Origin of the sequence: Martinezella paranaensis, from assembly GCF_014200235.1 — a bacterium.
GTDB lineage: Bacteria > Pseudomonadota > Alphaproteobacteria > Rhizobiales > Rhizobiaceae > Rhizobium > Rhizobium paranaense.
Window position 1 is genome coordinate 246,107 of the sequence record NZ_JACHBI010000008.1, and the last position, 18,239, is coordinate 264,345.

An 18,239-nucleotide genomic window follows, 5' to 3' on the forward strand; every position below is an offset into this window, starting at 1 on the left:
ACAGCTCATCAATAGCCGGCCACCAAAACGCCAGCCGTATCGTCAGGCCGAGGCGTGATCGTCCTGGTTCGTGAATAGCTTTTTCACGGTGGGGAGCGGCGAAAATTTCAGCTCTAGGCGGTGCCGGAAATGCATATCTTCCATCGGCAGTTTCACCGCCTGGAACTTCTGCTCTGGAATGTGAATACGGCTAGGTATGAAAGGATGGTTGTAGCCTTGCATGTTTCCTCCGATGCATGCAGCGCGTCCGCGGGCGGACTGTTCCTCGCGCTAAAATTGCCTTTCCTGGCATGTCTGCACAACACTCGTTTAGGCAGAAAAGAATGCCAGATGTGCAGCCAATGGATGGCCTGGATGGGTGGCGGCTGGAGGAGGTGGGTAGGTCTGGCCTACCCGGCGGGCAGTCAATCCAGACTTGCGCCGGTGCTCGTGGGCACAAAGAGGCAATGGCTGTGGCGTGATTGTTCGCTTCGCACTTGCGAAAATCGCGGATGTCGATTCGGGCCTGTAGTCAGAAACTCTGGCTATCGACCGGGCGGTTAGTGCGCCCGGTCGATAGAGTCGTCAGTGAAGCCGTATAAGGATCATTAGGCTTTGGCTGCCGGAGCAAGCAGTCCGGCTTCCTTGAGCAGATTATATTGCTTCAGCGCGCTGTCAGCGAGCAGCGACCGATAGCGATCAATGATGCGGGCACGATGAGCATCGTCGGCGACCGCGTTTAGCGCCCCCACGATCGAAGCAATCTTCTCGCTTGCCAGGCGCAAGTCGGTCAAGAGATTCACATCGTCGGCGGCTTGGACCATGTCCGCCCGCGTGACGTAGCCAATTCCCGGCGCGGTTCTCGCACCCTTCGATACATAGCCGTCGGGAAGATCGCCCTTGAGATTTGTGATCGCCCGGTTCCGAATGACATCGATGATCTGATCCACGGCCTGCTTGGCGCCGGCGACGCGCGTCGGGTGGTCGGTGTCGGCGGCGGCATGCGGCAAGAGTTCCAGCTTGTCCGCATGTTTCGGCAACAGCGAAAGATAGGGTTTCATCGGACCCGTCGGACCGTCCTCGCTTTTGAAGATATCCGCATCGATCGCCGCATGCCGGACCTTGCCCGAAGCCAGGGCTTCGTCAAGCGCATTGACATCAACGAGTTCGCCGCGGTCATAGTTGATCAGAACGGCCCTGTCATTGAGCGCGAGCAAGACGTTCCGATCGACCAATCCCGCGTTCGAGAATGCTCGCGTGACCGGATCCTGCCGACCGAGGCCGAGATGCACGGAAAGAACGTCGGCTCCGCTGGCTGCGGCAACCGGGCTTTCTGCATATTCGTAGCCTTCAGCCAGAATATTGTCGCGATGGGTCGGGCGAGCGTAAATAACCACGCTCATATGAAAAGCCTTGGCGATCCGTGCGAGTTCGCGTCCGATGTTGCCGTAGCCAAGAATGGCGACTCTTTTGCCTTCGAGTTTTTCCGTCGGGTATTCCGCCAGGTTTTTCCCGGTGTCGAAATCACCCTTGATGACTCGCTCATGCAGTTCGCCAACCGGAAGATCGGGCGTTACCTTGAGCAATGCCTTGATCGCCATCTGCGCCGTCGCCCGGCTATTGATGCCCGGCGTGTTCATGAGCGGCGCCTCGCCGCCTTCGCCGTTAGGACCACCCCAGGAGGCTGCGCCCATATTGCCGGTTCCGGTGCCGATGCGTACCCCGCCAAGGCGGAACTTGGCGTCGGACGGGATGAACGTCGCGGCTGCGATGACGGCATCGTATTGGCCCCGATCGGTTTGGGCGAGGATCTCATCCGCCTTGCTGAGGTGGGGCTGATAGAAGAAGTGGATCTTGCCGTCATTCGCGACGTCTGCCGTCTGGATCGACGTCTCATGGAAAACGCCATTCTTTTCGGCGATATAGGCGGCGAGTTCGCTATGGTCGAGGCGCCCCTTGGCATCGAAGCGCAGGCCGATGGCGTCTGCGATCAATACCTTGAAGGTGCCTGCACGGGTGCTCTCTGCGGAATTGTTGCCGGCTAGGGAATATTCGACCTGGCGGCCTCTCCGCTCAAGCTCCTCCTCCAGGACGACGATCTTGGCCCGGAGATAGGCATATTTCAGATTTTCGAGCAGTGCCGTGATGTCAGACGGTTCGCGAATGCCGCCAATCCATGCCCGGTAATCGCCGGGCGTTCCAGGGAACGCGTTGACATACCGCGCCGCATCGAGCCCGGTCTCATGAGTGCCGTTCGGATGGGTGATACCCTCATAGCCCAGTATCTGCTTCGAGCGGGCGATGATGCGGGCATGCAGGTCGGACGACGAGATGGCGCCGTCGTTGACCTTCAGGAGTGTGACGGCAGCGCCGCGACGCTCCTCTTCGCTGACCACCAGGCTGAACAACGGGTTCTTTTCAACCCACTCGTTGACGACGATGCGGTTGCCCGCCGAGCGCTTGTTGAGTTCAATCACCGAGCCTACGCGCCGTTCGGTTTGCAGCAGGCCAAAGGTCGTTTCGGCAAATGCCAAGGTGCTGTAGGTATTGATAACCCCGCCGAGCATCTTGTCTTCCTGAGCGTCGTAGAACGGGCCGGCGTCGACCGAGCGCTTGCTGGAAAGCGGCTGCTTCGGATCGAGCGGCGGGGCGATTTTCAACTGACGCGGTATTGCCCAGGAGGGATTGCTCTGGTTGCGTTCGATAAGCGCAAGAGCAGCCGGCGTGAAGGACGCGATGAAGTAGCCGGAGATGCCGCCGATCGCTTTCTGGAACGGCATGAACAGGCAGCACTTGGCCATCACGGCGCGCACCGTCTCGGGCGACCAGGGCATTGCGCCAAGCATCGATGTGGCATCGAAGACCGCGTGCCTGTTTTCGGGATCGCCATCCAGCCACGCCAAAAGTTCGTTGATTTCTTCGTTGGTGTAGGAGTTCGCACCGGTGGTTTCGTGGCCTACACCGACGAAGATGGAGATGCCGAGCTCGGCCAGGCGCTTTGCAGACGGGATTGCGCCTTCTTTTTCCGCGAAATGGATGCGGCTTTCATCGCCCTTTTCGGCAAATCGGTGCATTTCGATCAGCTGGGTTGCCCAGGACTGTCGGAAAAAGCCGGAAGCTCCCGCGCCACCGCTTTCCGGTCGCGGCGTGTCGACATAGACCCGCTGGCCCGCGTCGTTGGCATTCAACAAGTGCTGGACGCACACGGTATAGCCGCTATGGCCGCCGCCGAGCCCGACAGCGACGCGGTTGGACTTGGGAAACTCAAAGTAGCGGTGAATGGCCCGCATCATATCCAGCAGGATCTTATCTGCCGGGTATCCGCGATGCATGCTTCGCGCCAGCTCTGCCGTTGTGAACGGACCGATGTCCTTTCCGGTGTCGTCCAGCTTTCGGTAGGTCTTTTCGATCCACCGATCAAATTCAAAGCGCCGCAGCCTGCTGTCGACCTCATCAAGCGTAGCGTCGGTAATCGGCCCAACGCCGAAGAATGGGTTCGAGGGGATCGGAGGAGCGCCATCCTTTGTCTGTTCAAGCGCATCAAGCCGATTGGCATGCAATTCTGCGTCGGAGATCATGTAAAACCCTCTACTCCCAATTCGGCAGCGCCGTCTGCGCTGGGCCGTTCCGCTTATAGTGTTGGAGAAATCAGCAAAACGCGTCGTGCAGATTCGAACCTATTCGGACCAAAATGCGACATCACGCACGGCAAAGGGCCCAAGAAACAGGGTCATCTCGCCAATCCACTCCGTCTTCGTCGCCTCGTAAGGCCTGCTAAAGACGATGGGCAGCAGGGTTTTCGTTCTTTATCAGACCAAAGTCCCATTCAATCGTAGGACTTACGTCCGAAGACGCAATCTTTGGTCCGAATGCCATGGATTTGTACCAACCGCTGCTCCAGTTCCTCCCGGCAAAGAAAGCGGCGTCACCGCCCGCTTTTGCGAAGCATGCGGAGAAGGTCGATGAACATGAATGACGTCCCCAAGAACGGCATCCTCGCCTCGGCACTCGTTATGATTTCCGTGAGCGACGCCGCCGTGTTGGCCGACGTCCGCGCTAAGGGCTGCAATGATCGTGGGAAGTGAGCGAAGTGCCACAGTCGCGGTCGTGGTGCCAATGTTCAATGCCGAGCGAACAATCGGTGCGACCTTGGCCAGTATCTGCCAGCAGACGCATCAGGCATTGGACATCGTCGTCGTCGATGACGGTTCGTCGGATCGTTCGACGTCGATCGTAGCCGCTTATGCGAAACAAGACCGACGAATTCGAATGCTCCGGCAGACCAACAGCGGGGTCGCCGCAGCACGCAACACCGGTGCGGCTGCGACTGACGCCGAGTTTCTGGCGTTTGTCGATGCCGACGATTTATGGGCTCCCTCAAAGGTCGCTCTTCAATGGCAAGCCCTCGATAAGGGCGGCCCGTCGGCAGGATTGGCCTATTGCTGGTATGCCCTTATTGACGAGGATAGCCGCGTATTCTCGCTCCATAACCAGCCGAGCGCCGAAGGGCACGTGCTTCAACGCATGTGCAGGAACAATTTCGTCGGCAATGGCAGCTCGATGCTCATGCGCCGATCCGCCTTCGAAAAAGCCGGGAAATTCGACCCCTCGCTGAGGGCTCGGAAAGCCCAGGGCTGCGAGGATCTTCTGATCTGTCTCAGAATTGCGGAGAGCTACGAATTTCGCGTCGTGCAGCAACACCTTGTCGGCTACCGCATGACGAACACGAACATGTCGAGTGACGTCAAGCAGATGCTTCGTTCGTGTGAAATCGTCCTTGCCGAGTATCGCAAGAAATATCCGCAGTACGACGCCGATCTCGACGCGCATTTGGTCGACATGATTCATTGGCTGGTCATCCGCGCCTTTGTCAGCGGGCGGTTTTTCGATGGCTGTGATCTGTTGAAACGATTTTTGGCTTTGGAGCCACGCCTGGCGATTTCGAACCTGCCGAACATGCTGGATGTCTATTGCCGGGCCAGGCTGGTTCCCAATTGGATCAAGGCTCGCCTGAAGAGGTTGCGTAGCAAGAATGCCGAGTTCCGACCTCTCTATACGGAGACGGTCCAGTGACGTCGGGCACTTCCCTCTTCAAGCGATTGCGACGGCTTTTCAGCCTCGCGGGAGCACCTGGGTGGGCCGGTCCGACCATCGTGGGACTCGGGCTCGCCGCGGCGGTCCTCGAAGGTGCCGGGCTCTTTCTTTTCATTCCCCTCATTCAGAGCCTCGGTGCTGCAACGGCGCAGGAGGGGGAATGGCAGCGAATTTTCGACCACCTCCTGGCGCCTGTTCCGCAACAGCATTTGACGGCATTCCTGGTCGGAGTGTTGTGCATCAGCATCCTCCTGAAGAATGCGGTCCATCTCATCAACACCTGGGTGACCCGGTATGTCGACGGTCTGGTTGCGCATCGGCTGAGAGCGAGGGTCTTCGACCAGACGATAAGTTCGTGCATCGACTACAGGGTGGAAAACAAGCGCTCGGACATCATCACGACTATTGCCAACAACACCTGGAAGGTCAGCCAGGCACTGAGCCTCGCCTATCGATTGATGATCTGCTTCTGCACGTTCGTCGTCTTCATTCTGCTTATGCTGCTGATTTCCATCCGGCTGACTTTTTTCTCGATGATGTTCCTGCTGCTTGGCGCCATGGCCATTCGTCTCGCCACGCGCCAGGCAGACGAGACCGGCAAGGCCGTTGTCGAAGAGAACAAGCAGTTCGGCCTTAGGATGTGGGAAAGCATCAACGCGCTGCAATTGATCCGCGCTTTCGCCCAGGAAGACTATGAACGCAATCGGTTCCTGAAGACGTCCGATAACGTGCGAAGACGTCTGCTGAAGCTCGATATGTTATGGGCGACGCCCGGGCCTGTCTCGGAAATCTCGATCACAATCCTGATCGGCGCGCTCGTTCTTGTAGCGCAGTCGGTCGGCTTGGGGATTGCGGCATTGGCCGCCTTTCTGTCGTTGCTATACCGTCTTCAAGGTCCGACCCGGGAATTGCTGCAGTCGAAGATTGCACTGGACGGGCTTACCGGCAGCATCGACGACGTTGACGATTTTCTGCAGAGGACGGAGAGGCCTTTTCTATCGGAGGGGCATCTGCCGGCGCCGCAGTTCGGGAATGCCGTCGAGTTTCGGAATGTCTCGTTCCGCTACGCACCCGGCCAGCCGCTCGCCCTGCAGGAGGTTTCCTTCAGCATTCCCGCGGGCAAGACCACCGCGATCGTGGGAGAGTCGGGGGCAGGCAAATCGACGGTGATGGCGCTGCTTTTTCGTTTTGTGGACCCCACCTCCGGTGCGATCATCGCGGATGGCGTACCTCTTCCCGAATTCGACCTTCGCAGTTGGCGCAAGCGCCTGTCGTTGATGTCGCAGGAGGTCCATCTCTTCAACGACGCGATTTCGGCCAACATCGCCTATGGCGACCTGGAGGCTGGCGAGGCTGAGATACGCAAAGCCGCCGAGATTGCCAAGGCGGATGATTTCATCCGACTGCTTCCGGATGGATACGAGACCCGGATAGGCGATGAGGGGATGCGGCTGTCGGGCGGACAAAGGCAGCGTGTCGCGCTAGCCCGAACAATACTTCGAAATCCCGATATTCTGCTCCTGGACGAGGCGACGAACGCGCTCGACGCCGAAACCGAACAGGCGTTTCAGCTCGCGCTCGATGAGTATTCGCATAACCGCACCGTTGTCGTGATCGCTCACCGGCTTTCGACCGTTCTGGCGGCCGATCAGATCATCGTGATGACAAAGGGGCGGGTGGTCGAGGCCGGTTCGCCGGATGAACTCTTCAAACGGCAAGGCCACTTTTCCAGGCTCCACGAATTTCAGCACGGCCGCCGCAATGGGCGGGAGTTGGGTGATGAGTTACAAACTTATTGATATCGACTTGTCGGAGCCCTTGGCGCCGATCGAACTTTCGGCCGAGCAGAATGGGGTCGGCTTGATCGCGCGCTGGCGGGGTCGGCTCATCGCATTTGAAATGATCGAGCTACCGGCCGGATCGGTGCTGACGGCCGAAAGGCTGAAAGCCCTTGCGGACGAGCGCTTTGCCGAGCGCATCCTCGTCGCAAAGCTGGAAGACGAGCTGAGAAAGCGGCAGCCGATGGAAGCGGCGGCGCTGCCAAGCCTCAGCATCGCGATCTGCACTAAGGACCGCGCGCAGCGTCTTTCCCGGCTGCTAGCCTCGCTCGATCGGGTCCGGGCGGAAGCCGCCTTCCAGTTCGTCGAAATCGTCGTGATCGACAATGCCTCGGTGGACACGGCCACGCGCGATGCCGTCGCGGGCTTCAGGGATATCCGCTACGTTTTCGAACCGAAGGCGGGGCTGGATTTTGCTCGAAACGCCGCCCTGCATGCGGCTAGGGGCGATATCATTGCCTATCTGGACGACGATGTCGTGGTGGATCGCAATTGGCTTACGGGCCTTGCGAAAGCGTGCCGGGACAATCCCGGCGTCGGCGGCTTCACAGGCCTCGTGCTGCCGTTTCGCCTCGACACCGAGGCGCAGATCTTTTTCGAGCGACGAGGCGGGTTTGGCCGAGGCTTTGCTCGACGGGAGTTCCACAAAGCGCGATTTGACAATCCGCTCCACCCCGTGGGGTCCGGTGTTCTCGGTGCCGGCTGCAACATGGCCTTCGACCGTGCAGTGCTGATCAAGCTTGGCGGCTTCGACGAAGCGCTCGATACCGGAGCGCCGCTTCCCGGAGGCGGCGATCTCGATATCTTTTACCGCGTGCTGCGTTCGGGCCGCCCGATGATCTATGAGCCGGAATATGCCGTCTATCACGAGCATCGCGAAACCATTCCGCAGCTCAGGCGGCAATATTGGACCTGGGGCCTCGGCATGATGGCTTTTCTGGTCAAAAGCTATCGCACCGACGATGAATTGAGGGCGCAGCATCGCGCCATGGTCCGGTGGTGGTTCTTCGACCAGTTGAAGGCGCTTGCTCGCGCCGCAAGGCGGTTTCGCGGCCATGATCTGCGTTTCGGCATGGCGGAGCTGTGGGGCGGGATCTACGGCCTTGCGGGCGAATATGACCGCTCGCGTGCGCGCATTCAGGCGATCCGGGAGCGCAATCCATGACCGCAGGTAGTTTTGATGTGAGGCATGTCGATCTCGCTGCCGGCGATGCCGGCGGCCATGGCAGGCCCGCATTGTCCATCTTCTGGTGGAAAGACCTGCCGCTTGGAGCGCGAGCATCCCTGCAGGACGAACTGCCCTACGGAACCTCACAGTTGCGCCAACTGACGGCCGAATATGCTGCGGCGCAATTGGAAGCACGCAGCAGCAGGCTGGGCGCACCGTTGCGCGCCACCTATGAAGGATGGCCGAAGCAGGCGCTATCGCTCGAGGCGGCGTTCGAAGCGGAAAATCTGGTCGAAGCTCTCGAAGAGTTTGCCATCCCGTCGTCGGCTCCGGCGCATGATATCTCCGTGGTGATCTGCACCCGCGATCGCGGCCCGGCCCTGAGCAAATGCCTTGCCAGCCTGACGGCACAACGCAGCGCTCCGGGGGAGGTCATCGTCGTCGACAATTCCCAAGATGGGAATGCCAGGGATGTGTGCGGGCAATTTCCTAATTTTCGCTATGTCCATGAGCCGCGCGCTGGCTTGAGCCGGGCCAGAAACGCCGGAATTCATGCAAGCCGGCTAAATATCATTGCCTTCACCGACGATGATGTCGAAGCCCATCCAGGCTGGACCGCGGAGATCGCGCGTGCCTTTGCGGAACGGGACGTTGAGGCGTTTACCGGTCTTGTGCTGCCGGCGCGCCTCGATACGGTCGCTCAACGCAGCTTTCAGTTCACCATGGGTGGCTTCGGAAACACTTTCGTACCGCTCACCTTTGACAGGCGTTTCTTTGAAGAGACGCGGCCGAGCGGGGCGCATGTCTGGAAGATTGGTGCCGGTGCTAATATGGCCTTTCGGCGGTCCGTATTCGAGCGGGTCGGCCTGTTTGACGAGCGCCTCGGGGCAGGGGCGGCAGGATGCTCCGAAGACTCGGAGCTTTGGTATCGGCTGCTGGCAACGGGCGGAACCTGCCTCTACGAACCCCGGGCCGTCGTCTTCCACCATCATCGCAGCGACTGGCCCGGTCTGAAGCGGCAGATAAGGGCCTACATGAAGGGCCACGTGGCGGCCCTCGTGGCGCAGTATGACAATTTCGGCGATCGCGGAAACATTGTGCGCATTGGCAAGCAACTGCCGGTCTATTTCGTGAAGACTTTCGTCAAGTCGCTTTTCGAGGGGCCGCCGGGCCGCCTCGGAATTTTGGCCTCCGAAATGCAGGGTTGGCTGGCCGGGCTGCAGTTTCTCCTGCGCTTCGGCTGGAGAATGCGGCGAACCTCGATGGGTGTCGCCGCGACTGCTGACAAGGAAACAGCGTGATGATCAAGAAAGCACCACTTGGCCGGTTTCTATCCGGGAACCCTTATCCGAACGGGCTGACGGACGGTTTGTTCTATCGCGAAAAGATGCGCGCCATCCACCGCGTGGCTCCCGCTGAAACCGGAGGCTTCGGACGGGTGTTGGAAATCGGCGGTGGTCGCAGCGGCCTTGCCAGCATCCTCTATCCGGAAGCGGAGATCGTTACGCTCGATATCGATCCGGAGCTGGGCGAGCATCAGCCTTCCTGGGCGAGATCGACCTTCATTTGCGGAGACGCCTGTTCGTTGCCGCTCGACGATAACAGTTTTGATGTCGTCACCATGTTCGATGTGCTGGAGCATATCGAGGATGATCACCGCGCCGCGCAGGAGGCGTTACGAGTGGTGCGGCCGGGCGGTTATGTCCTCATCTCAACCCCTGAGATGAATTGGCACTATCCCTATTTCAACGCGATGAAACGCTATTGCCCGCATGAGAGCGCGTTGATGCGCGAATGGGGCCATGTCCGGCGGGGATACCGCGACCCGCAACTGACGGCTCTTTTCAACAGGCGGCCGGAACGGCGGGCAACATTCATCAATCCCGCCACGGCGTTCTTTCATGACGTCTCGTTCTCTCGCATTGGACGTCGCCGTCGCAAGGTACTCTATGCGCTAGCGGCGCCCGTAACGCTCGTCGGCTATCTGATGCACCGGCCATCCACGCGTGGCACGGAGACGGCATTCGCTTGGCGCAAATGATCGGCCATCGGACGCCGCAGGTCATAGCGCTCTTCCCATGGGGCGATGTGATCGAGGAGTTTCTCGACCCGATTGGGCTTGAGCTCAATGATTTCGTCGAGCGAATGACGGGAGGCTGGTTGTTCGGCTATGCCGCCGCCTTAAGCTCGGTAGGCCACAAGCCGATCATCGTCTGCGCATCTGAACGGGTGACCAAAATCGAGCGCTACGAGCATTCGGGCACGGGCACGCCGATCTGGGTCGCGCCGGCAAGGCGGCCCCGGCAAGGCCATTCTCCAGCCGCCTACAGCCTGCGGCGCTGGACCGCAACGCCGCTTGCGGCCTTCCAGGAGATTCTTAGCCGCTCCCGATGCGATCTGCTGCTTGCCCAGGAGTATGAGTATATTCGCTTCGACGCGCTTGCGTGGCTGGCGCGGCGTATCAACGTTCCCCTCTATGCCACCTTCCAGGGCGGGGATCGCACGCTGTCCCGGATAGAGGCGGTTGCGAGACAGCTTTCCCTGCGCGCTTGCCGCGGCCTGATCGTTGCATCCTCCGCAGAGCGCGCGCGCCTCGCCAAGGCCTATCCGCGCATTGTGCTCGACATCGCTGACATCCCGAATCCGCTGGATACCGAGGAATGGCAGGCGATGGATCGTGTAGAGGCGCGCAACAGCCTTGGCCTGCCGCAGGATTGCTTCATTGTCCTCAATCACGGCCGTATCGATATCCGCCGCAAGGGGCTCGACGTTCTCCTGAAGGCTTGGAGGCGGTTTGCCGACGATTCAACCAGCCAATTGGTGATTATTGGCTCGGGCCAGGATAGCGACGCCTTCGCAAAGCTCGTGCGTGAAAGCGGCTCGTCGAATTTGCGATGGCTTTCCGGCTACACGACGGACCGGCCGTTGATCCGGCGCTGGCTTTCGGCCGCCGACGCCTATGTCACAGCCTCCCGCATCGAAGGCATGCCCGTTGCGCCACTGGAGGCGATGGCCTGCAGCCTTCCTGTCGTTGCCACGGATGCGCAGGGTTTGCCGGATATCCTGGCCGATGGAGAGGCCTCGGGCGGTCTGATGGTGGGGCAGGAGCGGCCGGAGGAAATTGCGCAGGCCCTGGCAAGATTGAAAGGCGATAGAGTCCTTCGAGCACGGCTCGGCGCGGCTGCCAGAAAGCGGGTGACGGAAAAATTCTCGATCGAAGCGGTTGGCGCCGCTCTCGATGAGTTTCTGACCGCGACACGCCGGTAAGGGTCACATCCGGCTGCGATACCAGGCGAGTGCCGTGTCGATGATCCCATCGATGTCGGAATGCCTGGGCGCCCATCCAAGCTCCCGCTCGGCCTTGGCGGCAGAGGCGACGAGAGCTGGCGGATCGCCGGGTCTGCGGGGTCCGTAGGCAGTGGGAAGTGTATTTCCGGAGACGCGGCCAACGGCGTCGGCGAGTTCCTTCACGGTCGTTCCGTTGCCCGTGCCGAGGTTGTAGACATGCACCCCTCGATCCCGCAATAGCTTTTCACCGCCAAGGACATGCGCACGGGCCAGATCGGTGACGTGGATGTAGTCGCGGACGGCGGTGCCGTCTCGCGTATCGAAATCGGTACCGTTGATGGTAAAGACCCGGCCCGGCTTGATCGCCGCCTCTATGGCAAGTGGAACGACATGCGTCTCGGGTTCGTGCCGTTCGCCGATTTCGCCATCAGGGTCGCATCCGGCGGCATTGAAATATCGCAGCATCACTGCATTGAGGCCGCGAGCACGGGAGAAATCGTCCACCATCCGTTCGATCATGAATTTCGACCACCCATAGGGATTGATCGGCCACTGCGGATGGGTCTCGTCGATCGGGGTTCGCACCGGAATGCCGTAGGAAGCGCAAGTACTTGAAAAGATCAGCCGGTTGACCCCGGCTTTCAGCATTTCCTCGATGAGCACCAACGTCCCGAATGTGTTGTTCCGGTAGTAGAGTTCCGGAAATTCAACGGATTCGCCGACATAGGCGTAGGCGGCGAAATGGGCCACGACGTCAGGGCGATACTGGCGCAGCGCTGCCGCGAGAGTCTCGGCGTCGGCAATGTCACCCTCGACCAGAGGCCCCCATTTTACAGCGTCACGCCAGCCGCGGGAGAGATTGTCGTAGGTGACGATCGACCAACCGGCCTCCGCGAACGCCTTGCAGCAATGCGATCCGATATACCCGGCTCCGCCTGTGACGAGGACGGTCGTCATTCAGCAGCGACCGCGTGCGAATCGTCCGACGAAAGCAGCTCGTCAAAATAGGCGATCGTTTTGGCAAGCCCGTCTCGCAACTGGAGCTTCGGCTTCCAGCCGAGTTCACGCATGGCAACGCCGATGTCCGGTTGCCGTTGACGGGGATCGTCGGCAGGCAAGGGCAGGAATTTAATCTTCGATCGGCTGCCGGTCAGTTTTATGACGAGTTCGGCAAGCTCCAGCATCGTAAACTCCGCCGGATTGCCAAGGTTGATCGGGCCGGTGACCTCTTCCTTTGTTCCCATCAGGCGAACCAGGCCGTCTATGAGGTCGTCGACGTAGCAGAACGACCGCGTCTGCTGGCCGTTGCCGTAAACCGTTATCGGCTCGTTCTGCAGCGCCTGCACGATGAAGTTGGAAACGACACGGCCGTCATCGGGGCTCATTCTTGGACCGTATGTGTTGAAGATGCGCGCCACTTTGATCTGGAGCCGGTGCTGGCGCCAATAGTCGAAGAACAGGGTCTCGGCGCAGCGCTTGCCCTCGTCGTAACAGGAGCGCGGGCCAATCGGGTTCACCCGGCCCCAATAATCCTCCTGTTGGGGATGGATCTCGGGATCGCCATAGACTTCGGACGTGGAGGCCTGGAGGATCTTTGCACCGACCCGTTTGGCGAGGCCCAGCATGTTGATCGCACCGTGGACGCTGGTCTTGGTCGTCTGTACCGGATCGTATTGGTAGTGAACCGGACTTGCCGGACAAGCGAGATTGTAAATCTCATCGACCTCTACGTAGAGGGGAAAGGTGATATCATGGCGGACGATTTCGAACGACTTGTTGTCCAGGAGGTGCGAGACGTTGCTCTTACGTCCCGTAAAGAAATTATCTACGCAGATAACCTCCTGTTTTTCCTGAAGAAGTCGTTCGCACAGGAATGATCCGAGGAAACCTGCACCGCCTGTAACTAGGATTCGCTTTGCTTGCTGCATGGCCGATTATCTTGCAGCCAACATGGTGACGCGGCTACCGTCTGAAACCGCGACAGGCGTCGGGGCGAGGATGCTGTCTTGGGCGTTCATCTTCATCGACCTTCTCCGCATACTTCGCAAAAGCGGTCGGATACCCCGCCGCTTTCTTCGCCGGAGGGAACTGGAGCAGCAGTCGGTACAAATCCATGGCGTTCGGACCAAAGATTGCGTCTTCGGACGTAAGTCTTGCCATGAGTAGGACTTTAGTCTCATGGTGAGCGGACCTATTCGGCTTGGTCTGCCGAGGCTGTGGTTCCAGGGTTGACACAAGCCGAGCCCCGGACATAGTCTTTGCGACATTCACCAGGGGGGTCCCGGCAAGGGGCTGAGATACTGCTAGGCAATGCGGCTTTGCCGATTGTGGGCGCAGTGACCCGTTGAACCTGATCCAGTTCATACTGGCGTAGGGACGGTGCAAGCGCTCGAAGGCTTCGGATTCCCGCGTGGATTCTATGCCGGCGTCTTTCCATCATTCCGGCTGATTGACTGGGTCTCCAACTGCAACTTGGAGCCTCAAACCATGAACATTGCCGCAAAGAACCTCACCCCGACTGTCACCACCGGCCCGCTGCCGGCGTCGCGGAAGATCTACATTCCCGGCGACATTCACACCGATATCCGCGTGCCGATGCGCGAGATCAGCGTTCATCCGACATCGGGCGAGCCACCCGTCGTCGTCTATGATTCCTCTGGTCCTTATACGGTCGAAGGTGCTGATATCAGCATCGAGCAGGGCCTGTCACAGCTTCGTCGCGACTGGGTGCTCGCGCGCGGTGACGTCGAGGCCTATGAAGGTCGCCATGTGCGTCCCGAAGACAATGGCTTTGTCAGCGGCGAGCGGCTGACGCCGGAATTTCCGGCTAAGCGCCAGCCGCTGCGAGGCAAGGACGGCAAGGCCGTTACCCAGCTCGCCTATGCGCGCGCCGGCATCATCACGCCGGAGATGGAATTCATCGCTATCCGCGAAAACCTCGGCCGCAAGGCCAAGGCCGAAGCCCTGGTTCGCGATGGCGAGAGCTTCGGTGCCCATATTCCCGATCATGTGACTCCGGAATTCGTCCGCCAGGAGGTCGCAGCCGGCCGGGCGATCATCCCGGCCAATATCAATCACCCGGAAAGCGAACCGATGATCATCGGCCGGAACTTCCTGGTGAAGATCAACGCCAATATCGGCAACTCCGCCGTCACCTCTTCGATGGCGGAAGAGGTCGAGAAAATGGTCTGGGCGGCCCGATGGGGTGCAGATACGGTCATGGACCTCTCGACCGGTCGCAATATCCACAACATCCGCGAATGGATCATCCGCAATTCGCCGCTGCCGATCGGCACGGTGCCACTCTATCAGGCGCTGGAAAAGGTCGGCGGCATTGCTGAGGAGCTGACCTGGGAAGTCTATCGCGACACGTTGATCGAGCAGGCCGAACAGGGCGTCGATTACTTCACCATCCATGCTGGCGTGCGGCTGCATTACATCCCGCTGACCGTCAATCGCGTCACCGGCATTGTTTCGCGTGGCGGCTCGATCATGGCCAAGTGGTGTCTGCATCATCACCGCGAGAGCTTCCTCTACGAGCATTTCGAGGAAATCTGCGACATCTGCCGCGCCTATGACGTTTCCTTCTCGCTCGGCGACGGCCTGCGCCCCGGCTCGATCGCTGATGCCAACGACGCCGCGCAGTTTGCCGAACTGGAAACGCTCGGCGAACTGACGAAGATCGCCTGGGCGAAAGATTGCCAGGTGATGATCGAAGGCCCCGGCCATGTTCCGATGCATAAGATCAAGGAGAACATGGACAAGCAGCTCGCCGTCTGTGGCGAGGCGCCCTTCTATACGCTCGGGCCGCTGACGACCGATATCGCGCCGGGCTACGATCACATCACCTCGGGCATTGGAGCGGCGATGATCGGCTGGTTCGGCACGGCCATGCTCTGCTACGTCACCCCGAAGGAGCATCTCGGCCTGCCCGACCGCAACGACGTCAAGACGGGCGTCATCACCTACAAGATCGCCGCCCATGCGGCCGATCTTGCCAAGGGTCATCCGGCCGCCCAGGTGCGTGACGATGCTCTGTCGCGTGCCCGCTTCGAATTCCGCTGGGAAGATCAGTTCAACCTGTCGCTCGATCCCGACACCGCCCGCAGCTTCCATGACGAAACCTTGCCGAAGGAGGCCCACAAGGTTGCGCATTTCTGCTCGATGTGCGGCCCGAAATTCTGCTCCATGCGGATTTCGCACGACATCCGCGCCGAGGCGCAGAAGGAGGGGCTGGAAGCGATGGCGGCAAAATATCGGGAGGGCGGCGACCTCTACATGCCGATTGACGGCGCCGCACATCCGGCCGAATGACATGCGTGTCCTCGTCAAAGGGGCCGGCGTCGCCGGCCTCACGGTCGCTCATGAACTGCTTCGGCGCGGTGCAGAGGTCACGATCGTAGATCCCAACCGGAATTTCCGCCAGGCCGCCTCCTGGCTCGCCGGCGGCATGCTGGCGCCCTGGTGCGAACGGGAAAGTGCCGATGAAGCCGTTCTCGAGCGTGGCCGCGATTCCGTCGACCGATGGGAAGCAATTGTTCCCGGCAAGGTCGTCCACAATGGAACGCTCGTCGTCGCGCTGAACCGCGATCAAAACGAGCTGAAGCGATTTGCCAGCCGCACGACCGGCTATCGCTGGGTAGAGGAGTCCGAAATCGCCACCCTCGAACCCTCTCTTGCGGGTCGATTCCGGCATGGCTTGTTCTTCCCGCAGGAAGCGCACCTCAATCCCCGCGAGGTGTTGCAGTCATTGAAGAACGATCTCTCAGCAAAGGGCGTGACCTTTGCCGATGAAATTGAGGATGACGGCGAATTCGCCAAAGTCGTCGATTGCACGGGCGCCGCCCGCATCGGTCAGAACGGGGAATTGCGGGGTGTCCGGGGCGAAATGCTCTATCTGCAGACGGAGGAGGTCACGCTTGCGCGTCCTGTCCGACTGCTGCATCCACGCTTTCCCGTCTATATCGTGCCACGCGGCAAAGGCCTGTTCATGGTCGGCGCAACGATGATCGAGACGGATTTCCAAGGGCCGATCACCGCCCGCTCGTTGATGGAACTGCTGAACACTGCCTATGCGCTGCATCCCGCATTTGCCGATGCCGCCATCGTCGAGACCGGCTCCGGCATCCGTCCTGCCTTTCCAGACAACCTTCCGCGGGTGTCGCGGGAGGGCAATGTCATCATCCTCAACGGCCTTTATCGCCACGGTTTTTTGCTGGCACCCACCATGGCGGTCGAAGCCGCGGATCTGGTCTTTTCCGAACAGACGAGGCAAAGGAGCCCCCGATGCGCCTGATCATAAACGGCGAACCCGAGACAATTGCCGCAACCACACTTTCGCAGCTTCTGGCCGTGCTCGATTATGAGGGCGAGTGGCTGGCAACCGCCGTCAACGGCGAACTCGTCCATCGCGAGGATCGCGATGATCACCTTCTGAACGACAATGACAGGATCGAGATCCTGACCCCGATGCAGGGAGGCTGAACCATGCTTGATCTCTATGGTACCCAGGTTGGATCGCGTGTTCTTCTCGGCACAGCACGTTATCCTTCGCCGGCCGTCCTGGCCGAAGCTGTCAAGCAATCCAGGACGGAGATCGTCACCGTGTCGTTGCGCCGGGAAACGGCCGGCGGGCGCAATGGCGGCGCATTTTTCGATATGATCCGGGCGCTCGGCGTCCGCGTTCTTCCCAACACGGCAGGCTGCCACGGCGTATCCGAGGCCGTGCTGACGGCCAAGATGGCGCGCGAGGTGTTTCAGACCAATTGGATCAAGCTGGAGGTGATCGGCAATCACGATACGCTGCAGCCGGATGTCTTTGCGCTAGTGGAGGCCGCCCGCATTCTTGCCAGCGAAGGCTTTGAGGTCTTTCCCTATACGACCGACGACCTAGTAGTGGCCGAGCGCCTGCTGGAAGCAGGATGCAAGGTGCTGATGCCCTGGTGCGCCCCGATCGGCACTGCGGCGGGGCCACTCAATCCTTCGGCCCTTCGATCCATGCGAGCGCATTTTCCCGACGTGCCGCTGATCGTCGACGCAGGCATCGGCCGGCCGTCGCATGCGACGACCGTGATGGAGCTGGGTTTCGATGCGGTTCTTCTGAACACCGCGGTTGCCGGTGCGGGCGATCCCGCCGCGATGGCAGAAGCCTTCGCCAAGGCGATTGAGGCCGGTCGACAGGCATTCGGCGCCGGCATGCTGGAGCCGCGCGACATGGCGGTTCCGTCGACACCTGTAATTGGAAAGGCGGTATTCGCGTGAGGCTCGATCCCTTCTACCTGATCGTCGACAGTGCCGCCTGGATCGAAAGGCTGGTTCCGCTTGGCGTCAAACTCGTGCAACTGCGCATCAAGGAACGCGCGCTACCGGACATCCGCGCGGACATCCGGCGGGCAAAGGCAGTCTGCGCGGCGCATGCGTGCCAGTTGATCGTCAACGACTACTGGCAGCTTGCCATCGAGGAAGGCTGTGATTTCATCCATCTCGGCCAGGAGGATCTGGCGACGGCCGATCTTTCCGCCATCCGTGAGGCCGGCCTGAAGCTGGGACTTTCCACGCATGACGAGGCGGAGCTGGCAACCGCGCTTGCGGCGCGCCCGGATTATATCGCGCTCGGTCCGATCTATCCCACGATTCTCAAAGTGATGCCCTGGGCGCCGCAAGGTCTTGACCGTCTGCGCGACTGGAAGAGCCGCATCGGCTCGCTGCCGCTCGTCGCTATTGGCGGGCTGACGGTGGAGCGCATTGCCGGCGTCTTCGAAAATGGGGCGGATAGTGCCGCCGTGGTGACCGACATCACGCGCAATCCCGATCCCGAACAACGGACGCTGGCGTGGATTGGTGCAACCCGGTCATTTCACCGAGAAGGTTGA

16 protein-coding genes and 1 riboswitch are annotated in these 18,239 nt (G+C 60.2%); of the genes, 12 read left to right on the plus strand and 4 right to left on the minus strand.

From position 1 onward, the window contains the following. Nucleotides 1–42: 42 nt before the first annotated feature. On the minus strand, nucleotides 43–222 hold the full coding sequence (locus GGD50_RS20520) for a hypothetical protein (RefSeq protein WP_183938867.1): 180 nt from the start codon (nucleotides 220–222) through the stop codon (nucleotides 43–45). A gap of 365 nt (nucleotides 223–587) precedes the next feature. Next, a complete protein-coding gene (locus GGD50_RS20525; RefSeq protein ID WP_183938869.1) occupies nucleotides 588–3,557 on the minus strand; it encodes an NAD(P)-dependent oxidoreductase in 2,970 nt (989 codons plus the stop codon). A gap of 384 nt (nucleotides 3,558–3,941) precedes the next feature. Between GGD50_RS20525 and GGD50_RS33250 the strand changes: the two genes are divergently transcribed. Genes GGD50_RS33250 through GGD50_RS20555 form a run of 7 tightly spaced genes read left to right on the plus strand, consistent with a single transcriptional unit; the run spans nucleotide 3,942 to nucleotide 11,346 of the window. Continuing rightward, the gene (locus GGD50_RS33250) at nucleotides 3,942–4,064 is read left to right on the plus strand and encodes a hypothetical protein (protein ID WP_281397201.1); all 123 of its coding nucleotides are present in this window, start codon (nucleotides 3,942–3,944) and stop codon (nucleotides 4,062–4,064) included. After that, nucleotides 4,048–5,052, plus strand: a complete 1,005-nt coding sequence (locus GGD50_RS20530; RefSeq protein WP_183938871.1) for a glycosyltransferase family 2 protein — start codon at nucleotides 4,048–4,050, stop codon at nucleotides 5,050–5,052. The genes GGD50_RS33250 and GGD50_RS20530 overlap by 17 nt, the downstream gene beginning before the upstream one ends. Continuing rightward, entirely contained in the window at nucleotides 5,049–6,872 is a 1,824-nt protein-coding gene (locus tag GGD50_RS20535; protein WP_183938873.1) for an ATP-binding cassette domain-containing protein, read from the plus strand. Before GGD50_RS20530 ends, GGD50_RS20535 begins: the two co-directional genes overlap by 4 nt. Further along, nucleotides 6,853–8,076 (plus strand): glycosyltransferase family 2 protein, encoded by a 1,224-nt coding sequence (locus GGD50_RS20540; protein ID WP_183938875.1) that lies wholly within the window; start codon nucleotides 6,853–6,855, stop codon nucleotides 8,074–8,076. The genes GGD50_RS20535 and GGD50_RS20540 overlap by 20 nt, the downstream gene beginning before the upstream one ends. Beyond that, a complete protein-coding gene (locus GGD50_RS20545; RefSeq protein WP_183938877.1) occupies nucleotides 8,073–9,380 on the plus strand; it encodes a glycosyltransferase family 2 protein in 1,308 nt (435 codons plus the stop codon). Before GGD50_RS20540 ends, GGD50_RS20545 begins: the two co-directional genes overlap by 4 nt. Further along, nucleotides 9,380–10,120: a class I SAM-dependent methyltransferase gene (locus GGD50_RS20550; RefSeq protein ID WP_183938879.1), complete on the plus strand. Its 741-nt coding sequence runs from the start codon at nucleotides 9,380–9,382 to the stop codon at nucleotides 10,118–10,120. The genes GGD50_RS20545 and GGD50_RS20550 overlap by 1 nt, the downstream gene beginning before the upstream one ends. After that, nucleotides 10,117–11,346, plus strand: coding sequence for a glycosyltransferase family 4 protein (locus GGD50_RS20555; RefSeq protein ID WP_183939000.1), 1,230 nt, complete (start codon nucleotides 10,117–10,119; stop codon nucleotides 11,344–11,346). The genes GGD50_RS20550 and GGD50_RS20555 overlap by 4 nt, the downstream gene beginning before the upstream one ends. Before the next feature lie 3 nt (nucleotides 11,347–11,349). Here the strand turns inward: GGD50_RS20555 and galE are convergent, their stop codons facing one another. Further along, nucleotides 11,350–12,324 (minus strand): UDP-glucose 4-epimerase GalE, encoded by a 975-nt coding sequence (galE, locus tag GGD50_RS20560; RefSeq protein WP_183938881.1) that lies wholly within the window; start codon nucleotides 12,322–12,324, stop codon nucleotides 11,350–11,352. Then, on the minus strand, nucleotides 12,321–13,295 hold the full coding sequence (locus tag GGD50_RS20565) for a UDP-glucuronic acid decarboxylase family protein (RefSeq protein WP_183938883.1): 975 nt from the start codon (nucleotides 13,293–13,295) through the stop codon (nucleotides 12,321–12,323). The genes galE and GGD50_RS20565 overlap by 4 nt, the downstream gene beginning before the upstream one ends. Before the next feature lie 334 nt (nucleotides 13,296–13,629). Beyond that, nucleotides 13,630–13,762: riboswitch (TPP riboswitch) on the plus strand. Between the two features lie 92 nt (nucleotides 13,763–13,854). Between GGD50_RS20565 and thiC the strand changes: the two genes are divergently transcribed. The 5 genes from thiC to GGD50_RS20590 are packed head-to-tail and all read left to right on the plus strand — an operon-like array spanning nucleotide 13,855 to nucleotide 18,239. Continuing rightward, a complete protein-coding gene (thiC, locus tag GGD50_RS20570) occupies nucleotides 13,855–15,681 on the plus strand; it encodes a phosphomethylpyrimidine synthase ThiC (protein ID WP_183938885.1) in 1,827 nt (608 codons plus the stop codon). 1 nt (nucleotide 15,682) lies between these two features. Then, nucleotides 15,683–16,663: a glycine oxidase ThiO gene (gene thiO, locus GGD50_RS20575; RefSeq protein ID WP_183938887.1), complete on the plus strand. Its 981-nt coding sequence runs from the start codon at nucleotides 15,683–15,685 to the stop codon at nucleotides 16,661–16,663. Next, nucleotides 16,654–16,851, plus strand: coding sequence for a sulfur carrier protein ThiS (thiS, locus tag GGD50_RS20580; protein ID WP_183938888.1), 198 nt, complete (start codon nucleotides 16,654–16,656; stop codon nucleotides 16,849–16,851). The genes thiO and thiS overlap by 10 nt, the downstream gene beginning before the upstream one ends. Before the next feature lie 3 nt (nucleotides 16,852–16,854). Beyond that, nucleotides 16,855–17,628, plus strand: a complete 774-nt coding sequence (locus tag GGD50_RS20585; protein ID WP_183938890.1) for a thiazole synthase — start codon at nucleotides 16,855–16,857, stop codon at nucleotides 17,626–17,628. Next, a complete protein-coding gene (locus GGD50_RS20590; RefSeq protein WP_183938892.1) occupies nucleotides 17,625–18,239 on the plus strand; it encodes a thiamine phosphate synthase in 615 nt (204 codons plus the stop codon). The genes GGD50_RS20585 and GGD50_RS20590 overlap by 4 nt, the downstream gene beginning before the upstream one ends.

Bases quoted from the DNA above. Each gene is read 5' to 3' on its own strand.
- GGD50_RS20545 (WP_183938877.1), top strand. From the start codon at position 8,073: ATGACCGCAGGTAGTTTTGATGTGAGGCATGTCGATCTCGCTGCCGGC.
- galE (WP_183938881.1), bottom strand. From the start codon at position 12,324: ATGACGACCGTCCTCGTCACAGGCGGAGCCGGGTATATCGGATCGCAT.
- GGD50_RS20525 (WP_183938869.1), bottom strand. From the start codon at position 3,557: ATGATCTCCGACGCAGAATTGCATGCCAATCGGCTTGATGCGCTTGAA.
- GGD50_RS20550 (WP_183938879.1), top strand. From the start codon at position 9,380: ATGATCAAGAAAGCACCACTTGGCCGGTTTCTATCCGGGAACCCTTAT.
- thiO (WP_183938887.1), top strand. From the start codon at position 15,683: ATGCGTGTCCTCGTCAAAGGGGCCGGCGTCGCCGGCCTCACGGTCGCT.
- GGD50_RS20520 (WP_183938867.1), bottom strand. From the start codon at position 222: ATGCAAGGCTACAACCATCCTTTCATACCTAGCCGTATTCACATTCCA.
- thiC (WP_183938885.1), top strand. From the start codon at position 13,855: ATGAACATTGCCGCAAAGAACCTCACCCCGACTGTCACCACCGGCCCG.
- GGD50_RS33250 (WP_281397201.1), top strand. From the start codon at position 3,942: ATGAACATGAATGACGTCCCCAAGAACGGCATCCTCGCCTCGGCACTC.
- GGD50_RS20585 (WP_183938890.1), top strand. From the start codon at position 16,855: ATGCTTGATCTCTATGGTACCCAGGTTGGATCGCGTGTTCTTCTCGGC.
- GGD50_RS20540 (WP_183938875.1), top strand. From the start codon at position 6,853: ATGAGTTACAAACTTATTGATATCGACTTGTCGGAGCCCTTGGCGCCG.
- GGD50_RS20530 (WP_183938871.1), top strand. From the start codon at position 4,048: ATGATCGTGGGAAGTGAGCGAAGTGCCACAGTCGCGGTCGTGGTGCCA.
- GGD50_RS20555 (WP_183939000.1), top strand. From the start codon at position 10,117: ATGATCGGCCATCGGACGCCGCAGGTCATAGCGCTCTTCCCATGGGGC.
- GGD50_RS20565 (WP_183938883.1), bottom strand. From the start codon at position 13,295: ATGCAGCAAGCAAAGCGAATCCTAGTTACAGGCGGTGCAGGTTTCCTC.
- thiS (WP_183938888.1), top strand. From the start codon at position 16,654: ATGCGCCTGATCATAAACGGCGAACCCGAGACAATTGCCGCAACCACA.